This is a genomic window from Cytobacillus sp. FSL M8-0252 (assembly GCF_038007345.1).
Taxonomy (GTDB): domain Bacteria; phylum Bacillota; class Bacilli; order Bacillales; family Cytobacillaceae; genus Cytobacillus; species Cytobacillus kochii.
In genome coordinates, this window is sequence record NZ_JBBOWZ010000001.1 from 307,895 (window position 1) to 323,894 (window position 16,000).

The following is a 16,000-nucleotide window of genomic DNA, read 5'->3' on the forward strand; positions in this document are numbered from 1 at the left end:
AAGTGAAGTGTTATGAATCTATCTGTTATTATTCCCATTCAGAATGAAGAATCTACGTTGTCAGCCGTTTTAGAAGAGTTAGTGAAGATTGAGCCATATGAAATCATCGCTGTTTTGAATGGTTCAACAGATGGATCGGAGAAAATAGCGGAAGCATTTGAATGTAGAAAGCTTGTTTATAAAGAACCTCTAGGGGTGGATATTGGACGAGCAATTGGTGCAAGGGAGGCAAAAGGGGATACGCTTCTTTTTATTGATGGTGATATTGTCGTTAGAGCTCAGGAGCTACAAGCACTGCTTGATGGCATTCGGGATGGGGCTGATATTGCCCTAAATGATTTAAGCTGGACAATGAAGCGCCCCATTAGACCACATCCGACAGCAGTATCAAAGTTCTCTCTTAATCATTTTTTAGGTAAAGGTGAGTTATCCGTTAATTCCTTAGTCGCTGTTCCTCATGTGATGAAAAAATCAGCGCTTGATACAATTGGTTGGGAGAATTTAGCTTGTCCGCCATTAGCTCATAGTATAGCTGTGATGAAAGAATTAAAGATGAGTGCACCAGTAGCCATTGATGTGATTGCTACAAATAAGATTCGACCGAAACATCAACAGAAGATTACGGGCTCCTCTTTTTCATTTTCAACAAGTTTAATAATTGGTGACCATTTACGTGCAGTGGCCCAACTGATTGAAGAGAGAGGATATCGCGGTGGTTTAAACGATGGCAGGCGAAATCGGCAACCTTTTAAGGAATATGTACAAGCCTTTTCGGTAAAGGAAGAGAAACGAGCGAAGTATAGTGCGATTATTCCTGTAGGGAAGGAGCCGGATACGATTGCTGAAGTGATTGCTGAGGTAAAGAAGGCAGGCATTGATGAAATCATTGTTGTGTTAAATGGAGCAGATGAACGAACAAAGGAAAAGGTAGAAAAGTCAGGTGTGAAAGTGATTGCGTTTGACCAGGCACTCGGACATAACATTCCAAGAGCGATTGGTGCGCTTCACAGTACAGGAGATATCTGTTTGTTCTTAGATAGTGATTTTGTTATCAAAGCAGAAGATTTAACCCCTTTTATACATGCTGTAGAAGAAGGGGCAGATATTGCTTTAAATGATTTAGAAATATTGCTCGACCGTGCCCATCCGTTGCATTCTGTGAGTGCTGCTAAGTACCTTCTGAATATGGCACTGAAAAGAGAGGACCTCACCGTTAATTCTCTCACTGCTATTCCACATGCAATGAGCAGGAAAGTGATTGACGAGATTGGTATCCTCACATTAATGTCTCCACCGTTATTTCAAGCAAAGGCAATTCTAAAAGGATTTAAAGTCGAATCCATTCATTATGTCGATGTCGTCAAGCCAAATAAAATTAGAAAACAGCATCACAGGCAAGCCGATGGTCGGGTCGAATCAACTGACCGGATTCTAGGTGACCACATTGAAGCATTTTCATATTTACTATCGTTCAATCAGAGATGCGGTTATACAGATGGCAATCGAAAATGGGACATGCTCCAAGGTCAAATAGATAGAGTTGCTGTTATTGGTCTCGGCTATGTTGGTCTCCCACTGGCTCTCCACTTAGCAAAAAAGGGCTGTCATGTAACGGGCATCGATCAAGATACTCATAAGATTGAGTTATTACAGCAAGGGAGCAGTTATATTCCTGATGTAAAAGATGAAGAGCTGCAAGCGGTTCTAAATTTCATTCCAAAACATACGGATGCAGCTATAGCTTTGCTTAAAGCCGCTGAGTATATCATCGTCACAGTTCCAACCCCAATTGACGAACATCATGAACCGGATTTAAGAGCGATGATTGCCGTTACTAACTATCTTTGCCAATATTTACAGACGGGACAAACGATTATTTATGAAAGCTCTACTTATCCGGGAACAGTAGAAGAGGTGATTGAGCCTATATTCACACGCCATCACTTTAAAGCTGGTGAAGACTACTACTTATGTTATTCACCCGAGAGAATTGATCCTGCAAATAAGCAATATACGTTAGCCTCTATCCCAAAAGTAATTAGTGGTCAAACAGAGAGCTCTCTTGCGAAAATTGATCAGTTTTATGCAAAGTATTTTGCTGAAGTTGTGCCAGTAAGCTCGCCGAAAGTTGCAGAGTTAGCTAAGTTATTTGAAAATACACAGCGATTAGTCAATATTTCACTAGTGAATGAGTTGGACGAGCTATGTGAACGATTAGACATTGATTTTTATGAAGCCCTGCAGGCAGCTGCGACAAAGCCATTTGGATTTACTCCTTATTGGCCTGGTCCGGGAATAGGTGGACATTGTATCCCTGTTGATCCGATATATTTACAATGGAAGCTCAATCAATACGGCTTAAGCAGTCAGCTCGTAGCAGCAGCAAGAGAAATTAATGATACGATGCCTCAAAAAATCGTCAAAAAAGTAGAAGCTGAATTAGCAGGGGAGACCGGGGTAATCCTTGTTGTTGGCCTAGCGTATAAAAGGGATGTGAACGATGTCCGTGAATCCCCAGCTTTAACAATTTTTAACGAACTCTTGCAAAAAGGTTATCAGGTAGACTATCACGATCCTTATGTACCAACAGTTGTTCTTGAAAATAAAAGCTATCAATCTGTTCCGTTAACAAACGAGACATTATCAAAGTATCAATTAACCCTGCTTCTTACGGACCATAGTAATTTGGATTATAAACTTTTATCGAAAGTAGAAAATATCATTGATACGAGGCATGTATTAAAAACAGGGAAATGAACAAGCGATACTATATTCCTTGTAAGGGGGTGATGCCACTTAAAGATGTAAGGAGACGATGCTTTTTGGATGGTTCGTGTTTATCTTTGATTGTTCCTATTAGTCGGGATGCGAGTAATCAGTATGTGAGTAAGTTAATCCAGACCTATCAATCTATCACAAATGTTGAGCTAATCTTTGTTGCCCATAAATTATTAAATGTTGATCCGTTTCGTCTCGTAGTAAATGATGCTTGGCAACATGTCTACGAAGCACATGTCATCGGGGCAAAAAAGGCAACAAGATCATGTATGTTATTTTTAGATCTCAACCAACATATTACGGTACCAACGCTCCAGCAATTTTTACAACCTCTGATGGACAATAGCGCGGACGCTGTTCTCAATAATATGGACTATGAATTTCAAAAAAAACACCGCCACATTCCTTCTACTATTTTCCCGCAAATAACCAATGCTTTTATCCATCGTTCGGATTTAAAAATAGACCAAATCGTGTTCGTCCCTTATGGACTCTCTAGAAAAGCAGTAGATACTATTGGTATCGATACGCTTAGCAATCCTGTTGAAGCACATGTGAAATTAGTTCAACAAGGCTATGTATTGTCACATCAGCTTCCTATTCGTAATATCTTTCAGCTGCAAAATCAAGTGTGGGATAGGAAAGATGACAGGAGAAGAATAGACGATTATTTACAAGCTTACACACAAAGGTTCCCGCCTAATAGCCGATCAAAGTTTTCTGATGGTGAAAGAAGATTAGATGTACTAGATTCTGTTATCCAGGGCCATCAGCCAACTATTAGAAAAAATGACCATGCCAACAATCCCTTATCCCAGTTATCAGTTATCATCCCAGCTCAAAATGAACAAGCACGAATTAAGGCAGTAATTGAGGAGTGTATGCGATTAGGTCCGTTAGAAATCATCGTTGTAGTGAATGGGTCAAATGATCAGACAGCGGTTCATGCATATGATGCAGGGGCAACGGTTATTCAGTTTGCTGAAAAACTAGGTTTAGATACTGGTAGAGCGATAGGTGCCCACTTTGCCACCGGAGAGATTTTGTTATTTGTTGATGGCGATTTTGTCATCGCGATGGAAGACTTACAGCCATTTGTACAGGCTGTAGAGAGGGGCGTTGATGTTGCAGTAAATGACCTCAATGCTAGCTTAAAACAGCACTGGCCACTTCACTTAGTTACTGCCTGTAAATACGCAATAAATGTAGCATGTAATCGAGCTGATTTAGGTGTGGGTTCCACTGTTGCTGTCCCCCATGCCTTGAGTAGGAAAAGTATTGAAAAAGTCGGTGTTGGGTCACTAGCTAATCCTGTATTAGCTTACGTAAAGTTACTTGTTAATCATTGTGTAGTCGAAAATGTACACCATGTTGAAGTGGATAAAATCAATCGCTTTCGCCCGCATACTCATTATGCTAATCGAAAAGGATGTCTAGCCCCCACTACTTCAGTCATCGTCGGTGATCATTTAGAGGCGATGATATATTTAGGGAATTTACAAAAAAAAGGAGAGAAAAAGAATGGCTTGTAAAGATGAAAGTTGTTTTGATGTGTGTCTAAAATTGGTGGTAAATACGAATAACAGAAGGGCAGAAACGTCCGTTGAGTGCGATGATGCTTGCGGTGGTATCGAGTTCGAATTTGAAAATGGTGTCATTCAAATCACTTTACCACTTGTAGCGTGTGTGGAGACGACATTAAAAGATGATTTAAGTGCAAGTGCAGAGCTAACAAGCTTATCTTTACCAGGCTATCAATAAACACAAGGAGTGAATGGAAATGGCATGTAGTCATAAAAGTTGTTTTGATATTTGTTTGAAGATCATAGTAAATACGAGAACAGGAAGAGCAGAAACGGAAGTGCAATGCGATGAGGTCTGCCCAGGTCTTGAGTTTGAATTCGAAAATGGCATCATTATCATCACGATTCCACTAGTTGCCTGTGTGGAAACAACCTTAAGAGACTCCCTGCGTGCAGATGCACAACTCGTCAGTTTATCTTTGCCAGGTTATTCTTGAACAAATAAGGAGTACGGAACCTGATACCATTTTGGTGTGAGGTTCTTTTTATACATAAAAAAGATGGATGTTGATGTGTTTAAGAGTGAGGAGGAATAGAGAGAAACTCTTGTCTAGTCGGTCAAAGTCGGTTTAAGAACTGCGGGAAAAAAGGAAAACAGTCGCTCTTGGGATACTAATATATGTTGATAACGGGAAAAAAGAGACACCGTCGAATAGGAGGGGATATCTCACCTTTAAGCCCTTCTCAATTGGAGAGAGATAAAAAAGGGAAAAATCAATTTTGTGCACCATCCTCAGAGATGTTGAATTTTTGCTCTTCATTCAGGCTGAAATTGGCTAACGAGAGCCAAGTATGCATAAATTACGAGTCATACAAACGGAAATGAGTTAACCAGAGGTAAGCAAACTGGAATTGCGAGTCCCTCAAGAGGGAATCTGTAAAGGAGAGGTGAGCAAACTGTGATTGCAAGTCTCTCAAGTGGAACCCCTGTTAATGAGAGGTGAGCAAACTGTGATTGCAAGTCTCTCAAGTGGAACCCCTGTTAATGAGAGGTGATCAAACTGTGATTGCAAGTCCCTCAAGTAGGAATCTGTTCACGAGAGGTAAGCAAACTGTAATTGCGAGTCCCTCAAGAGGGAATCTGTAAAGGAGAGGTGAGCAAACTGTGATTGCAAGTCTCTTAAGAGGGAATCTGTAAAGGAGAGGTGATCAAACTGTAATTGCGAGTCCCTCAAGAGGGAATCTGTTAAGGAGAGGTGATCAAACTGTAATTGCGAGTCCCTCAAGTAGGAATCTGTTCACGAGAGGTAAGCAAACTGTAATTGCGAGTCCCTCAAGTAGGAATCTGTTCACGAGAAGTGAGCAAACTGTGATTGCAAGTCTCTCAAGAGGGAATCTGTAAAGGAGAGGTGAGCAAACTGTGATTGCAAGTCCCTCAAGTAGGAATCTGTTCACGAGAGGTGAGCAAACAGTAATTGCGAGTCCCTCAAGTAGGAATCTGTTCACGAGAGGTGAGCAAACTGTGATTGCAAGTCTCTCAAGTGGAACCCCTGTTAATGAGAGGTGAGCAAACTGTGATTGCAAGTCCCTCAAGTAGGAATCTGTTCACGAGAGGTAAGCAAACTGTAATTGCGAGTCCCTCAAATGGGAATCTGTAAAGGAGAGGTGATCAAACTGTAATTGCAAGTCCCTCAAGAGGGAATCTGTAAAGGAGAGGTGATCAAACTGTAATTGCGAGTCTCTCAAGAGGGAATCTGTAAAGGAGAGGTGATCAAACTGTGATTGCAAGTCCCTCAAGAGGAAATCTGTAAAGGAGAGGTGAGCAAACTGTGATTGCAAGTCTCTCAAGTGGAACCCCTGTTAATGAGAGGTGATCAAACTGTGATTGCAAGTCCCTCAAGTGGAACCCCTGTTAATGAGAGGTGATCAAACTGTAATTGCGAGTCCCTCAAGTAGGAATCTGTTCACGAGAGGTGAGCAAACTGTGATTGCAAGTCTCTCAAGTGGAACCCCTGTTAATGAGAGGTGATCAAACTGTGATTGCGAGTCCCTCAAGTAGGAATCTGTTCACGAGAGGTAAGCAAACTGTAATTGCGAGTCTCTCAAATGGGAATCTGTAAAGGAGAGGTTAACAAACTGTAATTGCGAGTCTCTCAAGAGGGAATCTGTTCACGAGAGGTTAACAAACTGATTTGCGAGTAACTCAAACAGAAATTTCCCAACGAGAGGATAGCAAAATGAAATTGCGAATCACTCAAACCCAAACCCCTCAATGAAAGCTGAGCAAACTGGATTTGCACGTCACTTAAAGGAAAACCACTCACGAAAGCCGAACAAACGGAATTTACCATCATTTATAAGAAAATCAAACCAATTGGTCTAGGGATGAGAGACGCAGTGAGCAAAATATAGCTACACACTTAATTCCTTTCGATATCTAAGTACTAAATAAAAAAGACAGTGCATTATCGACTGTCTTTACTTCCTCAAACTCACATCAGTAAGGATTTCATTCCATATTTGTTTATCATAATGATGGTTAACGGGTATTTTAACGAAGCAGATTCGTTCATGTGGCCATTCCTCATCAATGAGTGGTCGTTCTAATGGTACATTTACTTGTTGGATGATAATGAGGTTGAAGGGGCCGCGGGTAATTTTGGAGAGAGTCGTTTGCAATTCAATAATGTCTTCGTATTTTGCAATTTCCCATTCATATCGAATGAATAAGGTTTTTTTGCTAGTTTGTATTTTTGTGAGAAAGTTTTGAATGCGCTTGTTGAGTTTTTGTTTGAATGCTGGGTACTGATCGGTCCACTGTTGGTTGGCAATCATAGGGAAATCGTGGACAGAATCAATTTGATATAGACGGTCATGAACAAAATGAGCCCTTGCAGGAGTGGTTCCTCCTTCTTCATAAATGACTTGTCCTTCATGGACGAAATGTGCGGTAATATTCTTTTCCTCCATGTGATCTTTTTCCATGTAATTTTTAAACTTGTTTTTAAGTAGCTGATTGACCATGTTAAGATGTGGCGACTGTATCCAATCAAAAGGGAATGAATTTTTTCTTAGATGATGCTCTTTTGTGTAGATGGCAGGACCACACCAACAGCCTAAACTTACAACGAGATCATATACGCCTTTTGTTTCTGATAGCTTCAAGTTATCACTCCTTTACTTATAATTATTTTATTGATAAAGGAGAGGAAGTGATTGGACAAACAGTTAAAAGCAGTAGAAAAGGCTCCTCCTTTTTTTAAAGAAGAAGCCCTACTTTTATAATATTTCCGTTAAGATCTCTTTGTTCTCTGTATCCCAAATCATGAGCCCAAGTTCTTCATCTACATTGATGATGCGAATGGAGACGGGCACATGGTCGCCTGCTATAGAATTAATTTTCGTACCGCAAAAGTTAAGAATGCTCGTTAACTCGGCCTTTGAAATACCTGGTGCATAGATTTTTAATTCTATATTCGTTAAATTATCATGCTCATAATTAATATCGCCGTTTAATCTCAAATCTAAATTTGTAAAGTAGGTAAGAAGGTCATCTGATAGATAATTGAGACTATCATGGAGACTTTTATCCACTTCATTTAATTCATCTGAAGGATAGACATATTGGTCTTTTTCAACCTCTTCCCAGCTGCCGATACCTTGTTTGCCTTTATCAATATAAGTATGAGCAAGAAATTGGCCAGGTGTAATTTCATTTTGGCCTGCCTCTTCATAGATAGATAAGATAATTGGTACATTAGGGACATTTTCAATCCCTCTGACGGCAGAAATAACATTTTTTGCGATGTTTTTCGCATATTTTTCGTTGTAACTCTTGTCTTTATAAACCTCATTCACTCTTACTTCACCTGTGTGAACTAATCCGGCATCATCCATTACTCGAATATGGTAGTAATCATTGATAGAAATAGCTAATGAAATCCCAACAACTTTACCTTTGTCATTTAAGTAATTTTGTTCGTGAATATGAGAGATGATTTTAGGGGTTTTTTCCTCATCTTCCAGTCGATCTTTTGTTTCTTTCATTTTAGGGTTCAGCCCATTAGGCGTATCATTAGACTCTCTAGCAAGTAATTCATTGAGCAAGTCACTATCTATGTATTGACCTGATTGATAAAGGTGGTCTTCTGGTGAAAAATATTCAGAAGTGATATCCATCAACCCTAGTTCAATCTCAGTGATATCGTAGTTATTAGAAACATTTGCTGTAATTGCACCTCGTGCCATAGCTGGCTCAAACGGTTGCTTGACTTTAAATATATTATTCTCAATTTGCGTTGGAATGACGATATCTTCGGGTTGATCTGTGGTTTCTTCCTCGTCCTTATTCATACATGCTGTTAGCGTAATAAGTAGTAATGTTGTAAGTGTAAGTAGTAGAAGCCTTCTCATGGTTAACTCCTTGTTTGTATGTTTTTGAACCAATTATCTTGCAAATAAAAGGTACCATATAATGACATTATGTACAAATGATATTTTCATAGCTTGCTTGAAAAAGGAGGATTATGAAAGGTGGAATAGAAAGGGTTAGAAAAGAAAGAAGATGGATGTGAATGATAATGAGAGCAAGCGAAAGTATTCAGTGTGTTTGGGATCAATTTAACACGTTCCCAATGGAAAATCTAACGAAAATATGGCATTACCAAAAGGGAAGTGAGAGAAAGCAAAGAGAACTATCCTTAATGAAGGAACATAGAGATCAATATGGCCTGGCGGGTAATTGTTTTGATTTAGCCATTTGGTTGTTGGATGCTTTTCGACAAGCAAAGATTCAAGCATTTCCAATCGGTCATAATCTAGGGACAGTAAATGCCCATGTAGCAGTAATTGCACTGGACGATAATGGTGGCCGCTACTTATGTGATTTGGGAGATCAATGGTTAAATCCGGTGTTAATAGATAAGAAACGAGAAAATTTTACAAGTGAGAAACTAGGCGGTTTTTTCCCAGGTGCTAAAATACAATTGATACCGAATGAATTTATGGTCGAGGTGCGCTATCATAGACCTAATGGGAAAGAGTCAAGACAAATATATGATACACGCCCGATTGATTGTGATGTTTTTCTCCAAGCAGCTGAACATTCACAAAATCTCCTTAAGCCCACTCCCTTACTCGAATGTAGAGTTCCTTATCAAACAGAAGTAGCGCACTGGGAATTTACGAATTGGATCAGCTTTTTGAGCACGAATCATGGACTAATGAAAGAAAGTCCATTAGTTGGTATCGATGAGTGGGTAATGAAAATTCATGAAAAAACGGGTTATAATAAAGAAATTCTGTTGGAGATGTTAAAGCTATATCACGCTTTTCAAAATAAATAATACGACTTGAGCCGTGGTTGTCGTGCTTTGGTTCAAATACACGCCTGTAAATAGGTTTTTTATCATCCCTCTCCTTTCGAGCTTTATAAAATTAGGTTATTTTGGATTGTAGTAATTTTTATTAGTCCGTATTTTGAAATGGAAGGCGCGGTTTTTCCTCTTCATAGATGGAATAACTTAAACCTCCTTTTTCCATACTCGAACATTGCTTATCGCTGCAATAAAATAGGTACGTTTGTTGCTCAGTTCTAACGCTGACTTCCATATAATACGGGAAGACGCCACCTTTAAACTTGTTAATATCTGATTCGATGGCAATGATTTTTTCTCTTTCCCTTAAAGCTAAGTAATCCTCACTTTCAACCGTTTTTAGTATCATTTCACTTAAAATAATAGCTTCTTCTCTTGTTGCAGCAGACCATTGTTCTAATAAGAACCATTTGCAGAAGTAATATATGTTCAGCAGTAGACTAATAGTTAATAAGAAAACTAACAGCTTGTTTTTCAATCAAAACACCTTCTTTTTTAGTGTAATTTTACATCTTTTATACTTTATTTACAATCATGCAATTGAAATGTTAACGGCAAATGGGGTTACCTATCTTAATAAAGACTAAGAAGGCTGAACCTAACGCGGGGGGTTCAGCCTCCTTATAATATTTAAACGACATCAGTACTCGTTGTTTAATTTTCTAAATATTAAGTAATGTATTATAATTTGTTAAAATGGCTAAGTGAGAGGGGTATGGGGTTGATTATTACACTTTGTGGTTCAACCAAATTTAAACAACAATTTATACATACAGAAGCGGCATTGACTTACCATGGTCATATCGTTTTAAGTCTTGGTTTATTTGAACATAGTGATGACATTTATTTATCGAATGAGAAGTTACATATGCTACAAGAGTTACATTTAAGAAAGATTGATTTGAGTGACGCCATTTATGTAATTGATGAGGATGAATACATTGGAGAGAGTACGCGAAAGGAAATACAATATGCAAAGAGTAAAGGTAAAGACATTCATTATTATTCATCTAGTAAAAATAAGTTAGACATGCTCCTTTAGGAAGGATGTGAGAGTCATTGTTAAGTTATTATAGTAAACTTTCTTCTGAAGTATATGATTTAGATAAATACATAGGTTCAACATTTGGAGACATTGCCTTTTACCGAGATAGATTAGCTACTTGTAAAGGCAGGATTCTTGAACCTGGAGTGGGTACGGGGAGGACGCTTATTCCCCTTTTGGAAGCTGGTTTTACAGTTGAAGGGTTTGATGTATCAGATGAGATGCTCCGTATATGTCGGCGTCATTGTGCAGAAAGAGGGCTTGAGACCAATGTATTTAGCGGGAAAATGGAGTCGTTTAGTTTACCAGCAAAATATGAAGCGATAATTATTCCAACAGGTACTTTTCTGTTGCTGCATGAGCGAGAGGACTCTATAAAGGCATTAAAGAATTTCCACCACCATCTCTCGCCAGGTGGAAAGTTGATCGTAGATATTTTTTTACAACCGGACGTTACTCTAAATCAAGCATCGACTAAGACATGGAGAACTGAAAATGGCGATATAATTACGCTGGAGAAAAAGGTGATTGAAGTCGATTATATAAAACAGTACACGGTTTCTCACCATCGTTATGAAAAGTGGAGAGATGGGCAGCTGATACAAACAGAATTGGAACATTTTCCCCTACGTTGGTACGGAGTCGAAGAGTTTAGGAACATTCTTGAGACAACAGGTTTCCACAGCATCATTATTTCAGCCGATTATGAACAAGGGCTATATCCTACTAATGCTCATCAATCGATTACATTTGAGGCAGTAGCGAAATAGAGCAAGCATGCTAAAAAAAGCCAGTGACCACACCACTGACTTTACTCACTTTATTTCTTACAGTGAAAAACAAAACTAACGGAATCATCATTCGCTTGTTTATCTTGATAATCTCCGTAACATGATTTGATTGTAAACCCGGCTCTTGTTAAAGAGCCTTCAATATCTTTGAGCGTGCGAAACCTTATTTGATGCTTTCTCCTAGTGAAGAGTTCACCGTTGTCACAATACTGAACGGTCTCATAGAAGGTGAAAACATCATCTTCCATTCCTTCATAGGAAGAAATAATGGTAAGTTTCTCTCCAGTATAGGGATGATTTGTATAGTCAGGTGTCTCATCTTCCATCCAGTTCTCCCATTCTTTTGCATGAAGGTTGCGGCAATCAAAAATAAGGGAGCCATTAGGTTGTAAAGCCTGATGGATATCAGAAAGCGTTTCTGACCAGCTTTCATCCGTTAAAAATACTTGGGCAACATTTGCTGTCATGATGACAGCATCGTATGTGTTTGCCTGCAAGAGTCGACTATCGCCTACGAGCCATTGGACATTTGTTAACCCTTTACCTTTAGCGACGTCGATCGCCTCATTATCGGGATCAATTGCTGTAATTTCATATCCCTTCGTATCTAAGTAACTCGTTAATCTCCCTGTACCACATCCTAAATCTGCTAAATGATGAGTCTGTAAATTGTTAATGATAGATAATAAAAATTTATCTCCCGGTCCAATTTTGTACATTTGGTCATATATCAAAGGTATCATCTTAGTGTCCAGTCTCCTTTGGAAGTAAATAAAGGTTTACAATTGTATATTTCAATTTCGACACTAGTAAAAGCAAACCCTTTAAAGGAAATGGCTTTATCTAATCGAATAAATAAGTGAGGTGTTTTTCTATGACGAATCTCCCCATTTACTGTAATGGCATAGCCGTAGTTTTATTAAAAAAGTATGAGAATGATACGTTGGTCCTGCATATGAAAAGGAATACAGAGCCTTTTCATGGCGAATGGTGCTATGTCGGTGGTGCTATTGAAGAGGATGAGAAGGCGTGGGAAGCAGCATTAAGAGAAGTGAGAGAAGAAACGGGCCTAACGGATATTCGTTTATATGTCAGCAATACATTTGAGCAGTACTATCATCCAAAAAGTGATTTTATCTATATGGCGCCGGTTTTTGTGGGCTTTGTTGGCGAAGAAGAGCAGGTGAAATTGAACGAAGAGCATAGCGATTATGCCTGGTTCACATTCAAGGAGGCACTTCAGCAAATAACTGTGCCTGGCAATGACTGCGTGCTTTCTTTTATTGAGAAGCATTTTGTAAAAGTAAAACCGTATACACAATTGGAGGTCAGGTGGTGGCTAGATGAATAAGGGATTCTATATCATGACTGAAGCCTGCCCTGCGTTGAATTTTTTTATCTATATTCAAAACATATATGGTAATCAGACGAAAAAGAGTGAGCACAGATTTCCATATATGATTAGAGAGTATGCTTTTAGTCAAAACTTTGAAGATAGCTATAAAGAGAAGTGGGCAGAAACGGTTCAGCTTGTGGCGGAGAATCGATTTAATGGAGAAAAATTATTTTATAATCATAAAAACTTCTTTTTTGAAGGCTTGTTTATGGATCATACAAGCTTTAATGAAGTTTATCAATCTTTTAAAGTATGGTGGCAGAGTCTAACGGGGGAACTGGCCGTCACAAAGACAGTAGATGAAGAGATAAGAAATATCTATCGTGATTTACCTGAGTCTTCCCCAAGGAAAACCTTGTTTGTGCAGGTTATATATGATGATTGCTTCCTAGGGGACTTGATGAGTCAACCATATTTTTGTATTGTAACGATGGAGCAATGCTTACATGGAAAAGAAAAACTACTACAATTCGTACGAAAAAGTATGAGATAAGGAAGGTTAAAAAGAATGACTAAAAAGTTATCAGCAGAAAACCAAGAAGAGTTATTATCCATTTTAAAATTGCGGTTTGAGAAGAATTTGGAAAGACATGAAGGTATTGAATGGGAGAACGTGCAAGAAAAACTAGTTGCACAGCCGGACAAGCTGTGGTCCCTTCATGAAATGGAGAGAACAGAAGGTGAACCTGATGTGGTGGGCTATGTTGAATCCACAGGCGAGTACCTCTTTTTCGATTGTTCAAAAGAAAGTCCAAAGGGGCGCCGCAGTGTTTGTTATGACAGAGAGGCACTTGAGGCAAGAAAAAAACATAAGCCAGAAACGAGCGCGATGGATTTAGCAAATGAGATGGGCATTACAATTCTTACTGAAGAACAGTATGAATCATTGCAGCAGCTAGGAAATTTTGACCTTAAAACATCTAGCTGGATACAGACCCCAGAGAATATTAGAAACCTCGGAGGTGCATTATTTTGTGACCGCCGCTATGATCATGTATTTGTCTACCATAACGGCGCCGATTCATACTACGGGGCTAGAGGTTTCCGTGGTGAATTAAGGGTTTGATTTTGTTAATGATTAATCGTTCGAGAAAAGCTGATATGACTCCAAACCCACGTTTGAAAAATGGCATCTACTCTGTTCTCTAGTTCTTCGGTTGACATCTGTTTATGTAGAGATAGTTCTTTAAGCGTAAAGGTTTCGGTAAGTGGTGAAGACATTCCTTTAACTTGCATGGAGAATGTAACAGTCTGATTCATAGAAAAACCTCCTCAAAATGGATAATTATAACCATTATATACAAATAGGTGGTGCTGTACTTGAAAGATCCACAAAGGCTTTTTTCCATTAATGACCCGAGGGATTTTATCACCGTGTTGATGAATGAGTTGAGAATGGATGCGCAAACACTAGAGAAAATTTCTGGCATTAATCAGATGGCTATAGAGAAGTATAGAAAAAAAGATAGTACTTGTGATTGGGGAGAGCTTCATGATGTAGATAGACGTATGGACTTCGATCACCTTTTAGCTTTATTAACTTCTGGCATGTTTGCTTGTGATGTGGATAGTCGTTTGCACGCGGTCATTGATGTTTTGCAAACAAATTATGGTATTAGTGTCAAAACGATTTCTATTTATACAAGAGTGAGCGAAGAAGACATCAAGAATTTTCTTGCTGATGGCAACTCGGTGTCTGTTGAAACGAAATATAAACTAGCTGTGCCTGTACTATTTTTACATTATATTTGTAAATAATATCTCATTTATTGGAGGTCAATCATGCAGGAGCTACCATCAACATATTATGCTGTGATCTTTACTTCCAAAAGGACAATTGGCGATAACGGGTATGAAAAAATGGCATTGGCCATGGAGGAGTTAGCGCAAAAGGAAGAAGGTTTCCTCGGGATCGAAAGTGCCAGAGACTCACAATTAGGAATTACAGTTTCATATTGGGCAACATTTGAGGATATTAAAAGGTGGAAAGACCATACGGCTCATAAAGTCGCACAGGAAAAAGGAAAATCGGACTGGTATGAGAACTATCAGGTGCGTATTTGCAAGGTGGAAGAGAGTTATGGTTTTGAACGATGAAGTCTACTTTAGAAGTAGGCTTTTTTATTTAGAATTGAAACTATTTACCATTTTTTTCGTATGTAAACGAAGGGGTGTTTGTTTGATTAAGTTAAATTTACTATTTGTTTTGCTATCGTTCATTTTGATTGTACACTTCATACTGTTTAATGCCTTTAACCTATGGCATTGGGCTACGATATTTTTATTCCCAACAACCGCGCTTATTATTTATTTAGTAAGTAAACGTATGGCTGGAAAAGAAGATAACTATCAACCTCCTGATAAAGACGGGTGGTCGTTTTATCATCTGCAACGAACATTGTTGAATAAAAAGCCGCTTTTTAAGGGTGAGGAAAAACGCGGTTTCATTCAGCAATATTTCACGCAGAGATGGCAATATGTTGTGAGTGATATCTTTGATTTACGCTGGTATTTATCTTTGCGCATATATATAGAAGAGGATTCCTTTGATGTACGTTGGAAAAGAAGTCGGGGGTTTTCTCAACAGGAGCAATGGCTGATTTACAAAAATGGTATCGTAATTGGCAAAGCTAACACAGTAATGAATGTGAAAAATATGTCCAAGCTGAAGGAAGTGATTTTTTTTGAAATAGAAGAGGAAACCTGGGCCACAAATGCATTGACGGTTACTTCATCGATCTCGCTAATGAGAGATAACAAGAAAGAAGGCTTACTGCGGCGTAATCATTTGATAAGTAATGTACAATCGATAAATGTAACCGATGATCGATCAGAGTATATCATGTCTCTCATCCTTCACTCTTATTATTTTAAGTAAGATGCTATGACAAATGAGGCAAATTGAAACTAATCGAGAGCCTGAATAAGAAATGAGTCGGGCAAAAGAGGAAATCAGGACTAATTGAGAGTCTCCACAAAATATGAGCAAAACAAAAAGAAAATCAAAGCCAACAGGAAAGAGCAAAGCGAAAGGCATACATCGCAGAAAATCGCAGCAAGATATGAGAGTAAAATGTACATAATCTAGTAAT

The 16,000-nt window shown here is 38.7% G+C and carries 18 protein-coding genes and 1 pseudogene; 14 read left to right on the plus strand and 5 right to left on the minus strand.

Translation table 11 applies throughout. The features are described 5' to 3' along the window. Window positions 1–12 precede the first annotated feature (12 nt). From MKX83_RS01585 to MKX83_RS01605, 5 genes and pseudogenes are all read left to right on the plus strand, one after another. Window positions 13–1,524, plus strand: a pseudogene (locus MKX83_RS01585) (glycosyltransferase family 2 protein); the annotation flags it as partial. Further along, window positions 1,516–2,757, plus strand: coding sequence for a nucleotide sugar dehydrogenase (locus tag MKX83_RS01590; RefSeq protein ID WP_341058536.1), 1,242 nt, complete (start codon window positions 1,516–1,518; stop codon window positions 2,755–2,757). The pseudogene MKX83_RS01585 and the gene MKX83_RS01590, both read left to right, overlap by 9 nt. A gap of 65 nt (window positions 2,758–2,822) precedes the next feature. Then, on the plus strand, window positions 2,823–4,310 hold the full coding sequence (locus MKX83_RS01595) for a glycosyltransferase family 2 protein (protein WP_307315779.1): 1,488 nt from the start codon (window positions 2,823–2,825) through the stop codon (window positions 4,308–4,310). After that, window positions 4,300–4,539: a hypothetical protein gene (locus MKX83_RS01600; protein ID WP_095371029.1), complete on the plus strand. Its 240-nt coding sequence runs from the start codon at window positions 4,300–4,302 to the stop codon at window positions 4,537–4,539. Before MKX83_RS01595 ends, MKX83_RS01600 begins: the two co-directional genes overlap by 11 nt. Window positions 4,540–4,558: 19 nt before the next feature. After that, complete coding sequence (locus tag MKX83_RS01605; RefSeq protein ID WP_095371028.1) at window positions 4,559–4,798, plus strand: hypothetical protein; 240 nt, start codon at window positions 4,559–4,561, stop codon at window positions 4,796–4,798. A 1,981-nt stretch (window positions 4,799–6,779) separates the two neighbouring features. Here the strand turns inward: MKX83_RS01605 and MKX83_RS01610 are convergent. Together MKX83_RS01610 and MKX83_RS01615 are read right to left on the minus strand one after the other, a co-directional pair. Next, window positions 6,780–7,466 (minus strand): DUF1796 family putative cysteine peptidase, encoded by a 687-nt coding sequence (locus MKX83_RS01610; protein WP_322910241.1) that lies wholly within the window; start codon window positions 7,464–7,466, stop codon window positions 6,780–6,782. A 114-nt stretch (window positions 7,467–7,580) separates the two neighbouring features. Continuing rightward, the gene (locus MKX83_RS01615) at window positions 7,581–8,714 is read right to left on the minus strand and encodes a CamS family sex pheromone protein (protein WP_095371026.1); all 1,134 of its coding nucleotides are present in this window, start codon (window positions 8,712–8,714) and stop codon (window positions 7,581–7,583) included. Between the two features lie 167 nt (window positions 8,715–8,881). Between MKX83_RS01615 and MKX83_RS01620 the strand changes: the two genes are divergently transcribed. After that, window positions 8,882–9,646: a hypothetical protein gene (locus MKX83_RS01620; RefSeq protein WP_180317028.1), complete on the plus strand. Its 765-nt coding sequence runs from the start codon at window positions 8,882–8,884 to the stop codon at window positions 9,644–9,646. 121 nt (window positions 9,647–9,767) lie between these two features. Here MKX83_RS01620 and MKX83_RS01625 read toward each other — a convergent pair whose 3' ends face one another. Further along, the gene (locus tag MKX83_RS01625; protein ID WP_180317027.1) at window positions 9,768–10,154 is read right to left on the minus strand and encodes a hypothetical protein; all 387 of its coding nucleotides are present in this window, start codon (window positions 10,152–10,154) and stop codon (window positions 9,768–9,770) included. Window positions 10,155–10,391: 237 nt separating this feature from the next. Between MKX83_RS01625 and MKX83_RS01630 the strand changes: the two genes are divergently transcribed. Both MKX83_RS01630 and MKX83_RS01635 read left to right on the plus strand, forming a co-directional pair. Then, entirely contained in the window at window positions 10,392–10,718 is a 327-nt protein-coding gene (locus MKX83_RS01630; protein WP_095371025.1) for a hypothetical protein, read from the plus strand. 17 nt (window positions 10,719–10,735) lie between these two features. After that, the gene (locus tag MKX83_RS01635; RefSeq protein ID WP_095371024.1) at window positions 10,736–11,491 is read left to right on the plus strand and encodes a class I SAM-dependent methyltransferase; all 756 of its coding nucleotides are present in this window, start codon (window positions 10,736–10,738) and stop codon (window positions 11,489–11,491) included. 50 nt (window positions 11,492–11,541) lie between these two features. On the opposite strand, the gene MKX83_RS01640 is transcribed toward MKX83_RS01635, so the two are convergent. Next, complete coding sequence (locus tag MKX83_RS01640; protein WP_095371023.1) at window positions 11,542–12,255, minus strand: class I SAM-dependent methyltransferase; 714 nt, start codon at window positions 12,253–12,255, stop codon at window positions 11,542–11,544. A 131-nt stretch (window positions 12,256–12,386) separates the two neighbouring features. Here MKX83_RS01640 and MKX83_RS01645 point away from each other — a divergent pair, with 131 nt between their 5' ends. Genes MKX83_RS01645 through MKX83_RS01655 form a run of 3 tightly spaced genes read left to right on the plus strand, consistent with a single transcriptional unit; the run spans window position 12,387 to window position 13,974 of the window. Beyond that, window positions 12,387–12,863 (plus strand): NUDIX hydrolase, encoded by a 477-nt coding sequence (locus tag MKX83_RS01645; protein ID WP_095371022.1) that lies wholly within the window; start codon window positions 12,387–12,389, stop codon window positions 12,861–12,863. After that, complete coding sequence (locus tag MKX83_RS01650; protein ID WP_095371021.1) at window positions 12,856–13,401, plus strand: hypothetical protein; 546 nt, start codon at window positions 12,856–12,858, stop codon at window positions 13,399–13,401. The genes MKX83_RS01645 and MKX83_RS01650 overlap by 8 nt, the downstream gene beginning before the upstream one ends. A gap of 15 nt (window positions 13,402–13,416) precedes the next feature. After that, window positions 13,417–13,974: a DUF4256 domain-containing protein gene (locus tag MKX83_RS01655; protein WP_095371020.1), complete on the plus strand. Its 558-nt coding sequence runs from the start codon at window positions 13,417–13,419 to the stop codon at window positions 13,972–13,974. 5 nt (window positions 13,975–13,979) lie between these two features. Here the strand turns inward: MKX83_RS01655 and MKX83_RS01660 are convergent, their stop codons facing one another. Further along, window positions 13,980–14,168 (minus strand): hypothetical protein, encoded by a 189-nt coding sequence (locus tag MKX83_RS01660; protein WP_224938304.1) that lies wholly within the window; start codon window positions 14,166–14,168, stop codon window positions 13,980–13,982. Between the two features lie 60 nt (window positions 14,169–14,228). Here MKX83_RS01660 and MKX83_RS01665 point away from each other — a divergent pair, with 60 nt between their 5' ends. The 3 genes from MKX83_RS01665 (at window position 14,229) to MKX83_RS01675 (ending at window position 15,786) form a co-directional block, all read left to right on the plus strand. Continuing rightward, complete coding sequence (locus MKX83_RS01665) at window positions 14,229–14,666, plus strand: HTH domain-containing protein (protein WP_328199829.1); 438 nt, start codon at window positions 14,229–14,231, stop codon at window positions 14,664–14,666. Window positions 14,667–14,690: 24 nt separating this feature from the next. After that, complete coding sequence (locus tag MKX83_RS01670) at window positions 14,691–15,005, plus strand: antibiotic biosynthesis monooxygenase family protein (RefSeq protein ID WP_322910247.1); 315 nt, start codon at window positions 14,691–14,693, stop codon at window positions 15,003–15,005. 82 nt (window positions 15,006–15,087) lie between these two features. After that, entirely contained in the window at window positions 15,088–15,786 is a 699-nt protein-coding gene (locus MKX83_RS01675) for a hypothetical protein (protein WP_340977343.1), read from the plus strand. Window positions 15,787–16,000 lie beyond the last annotated feature (214 nt).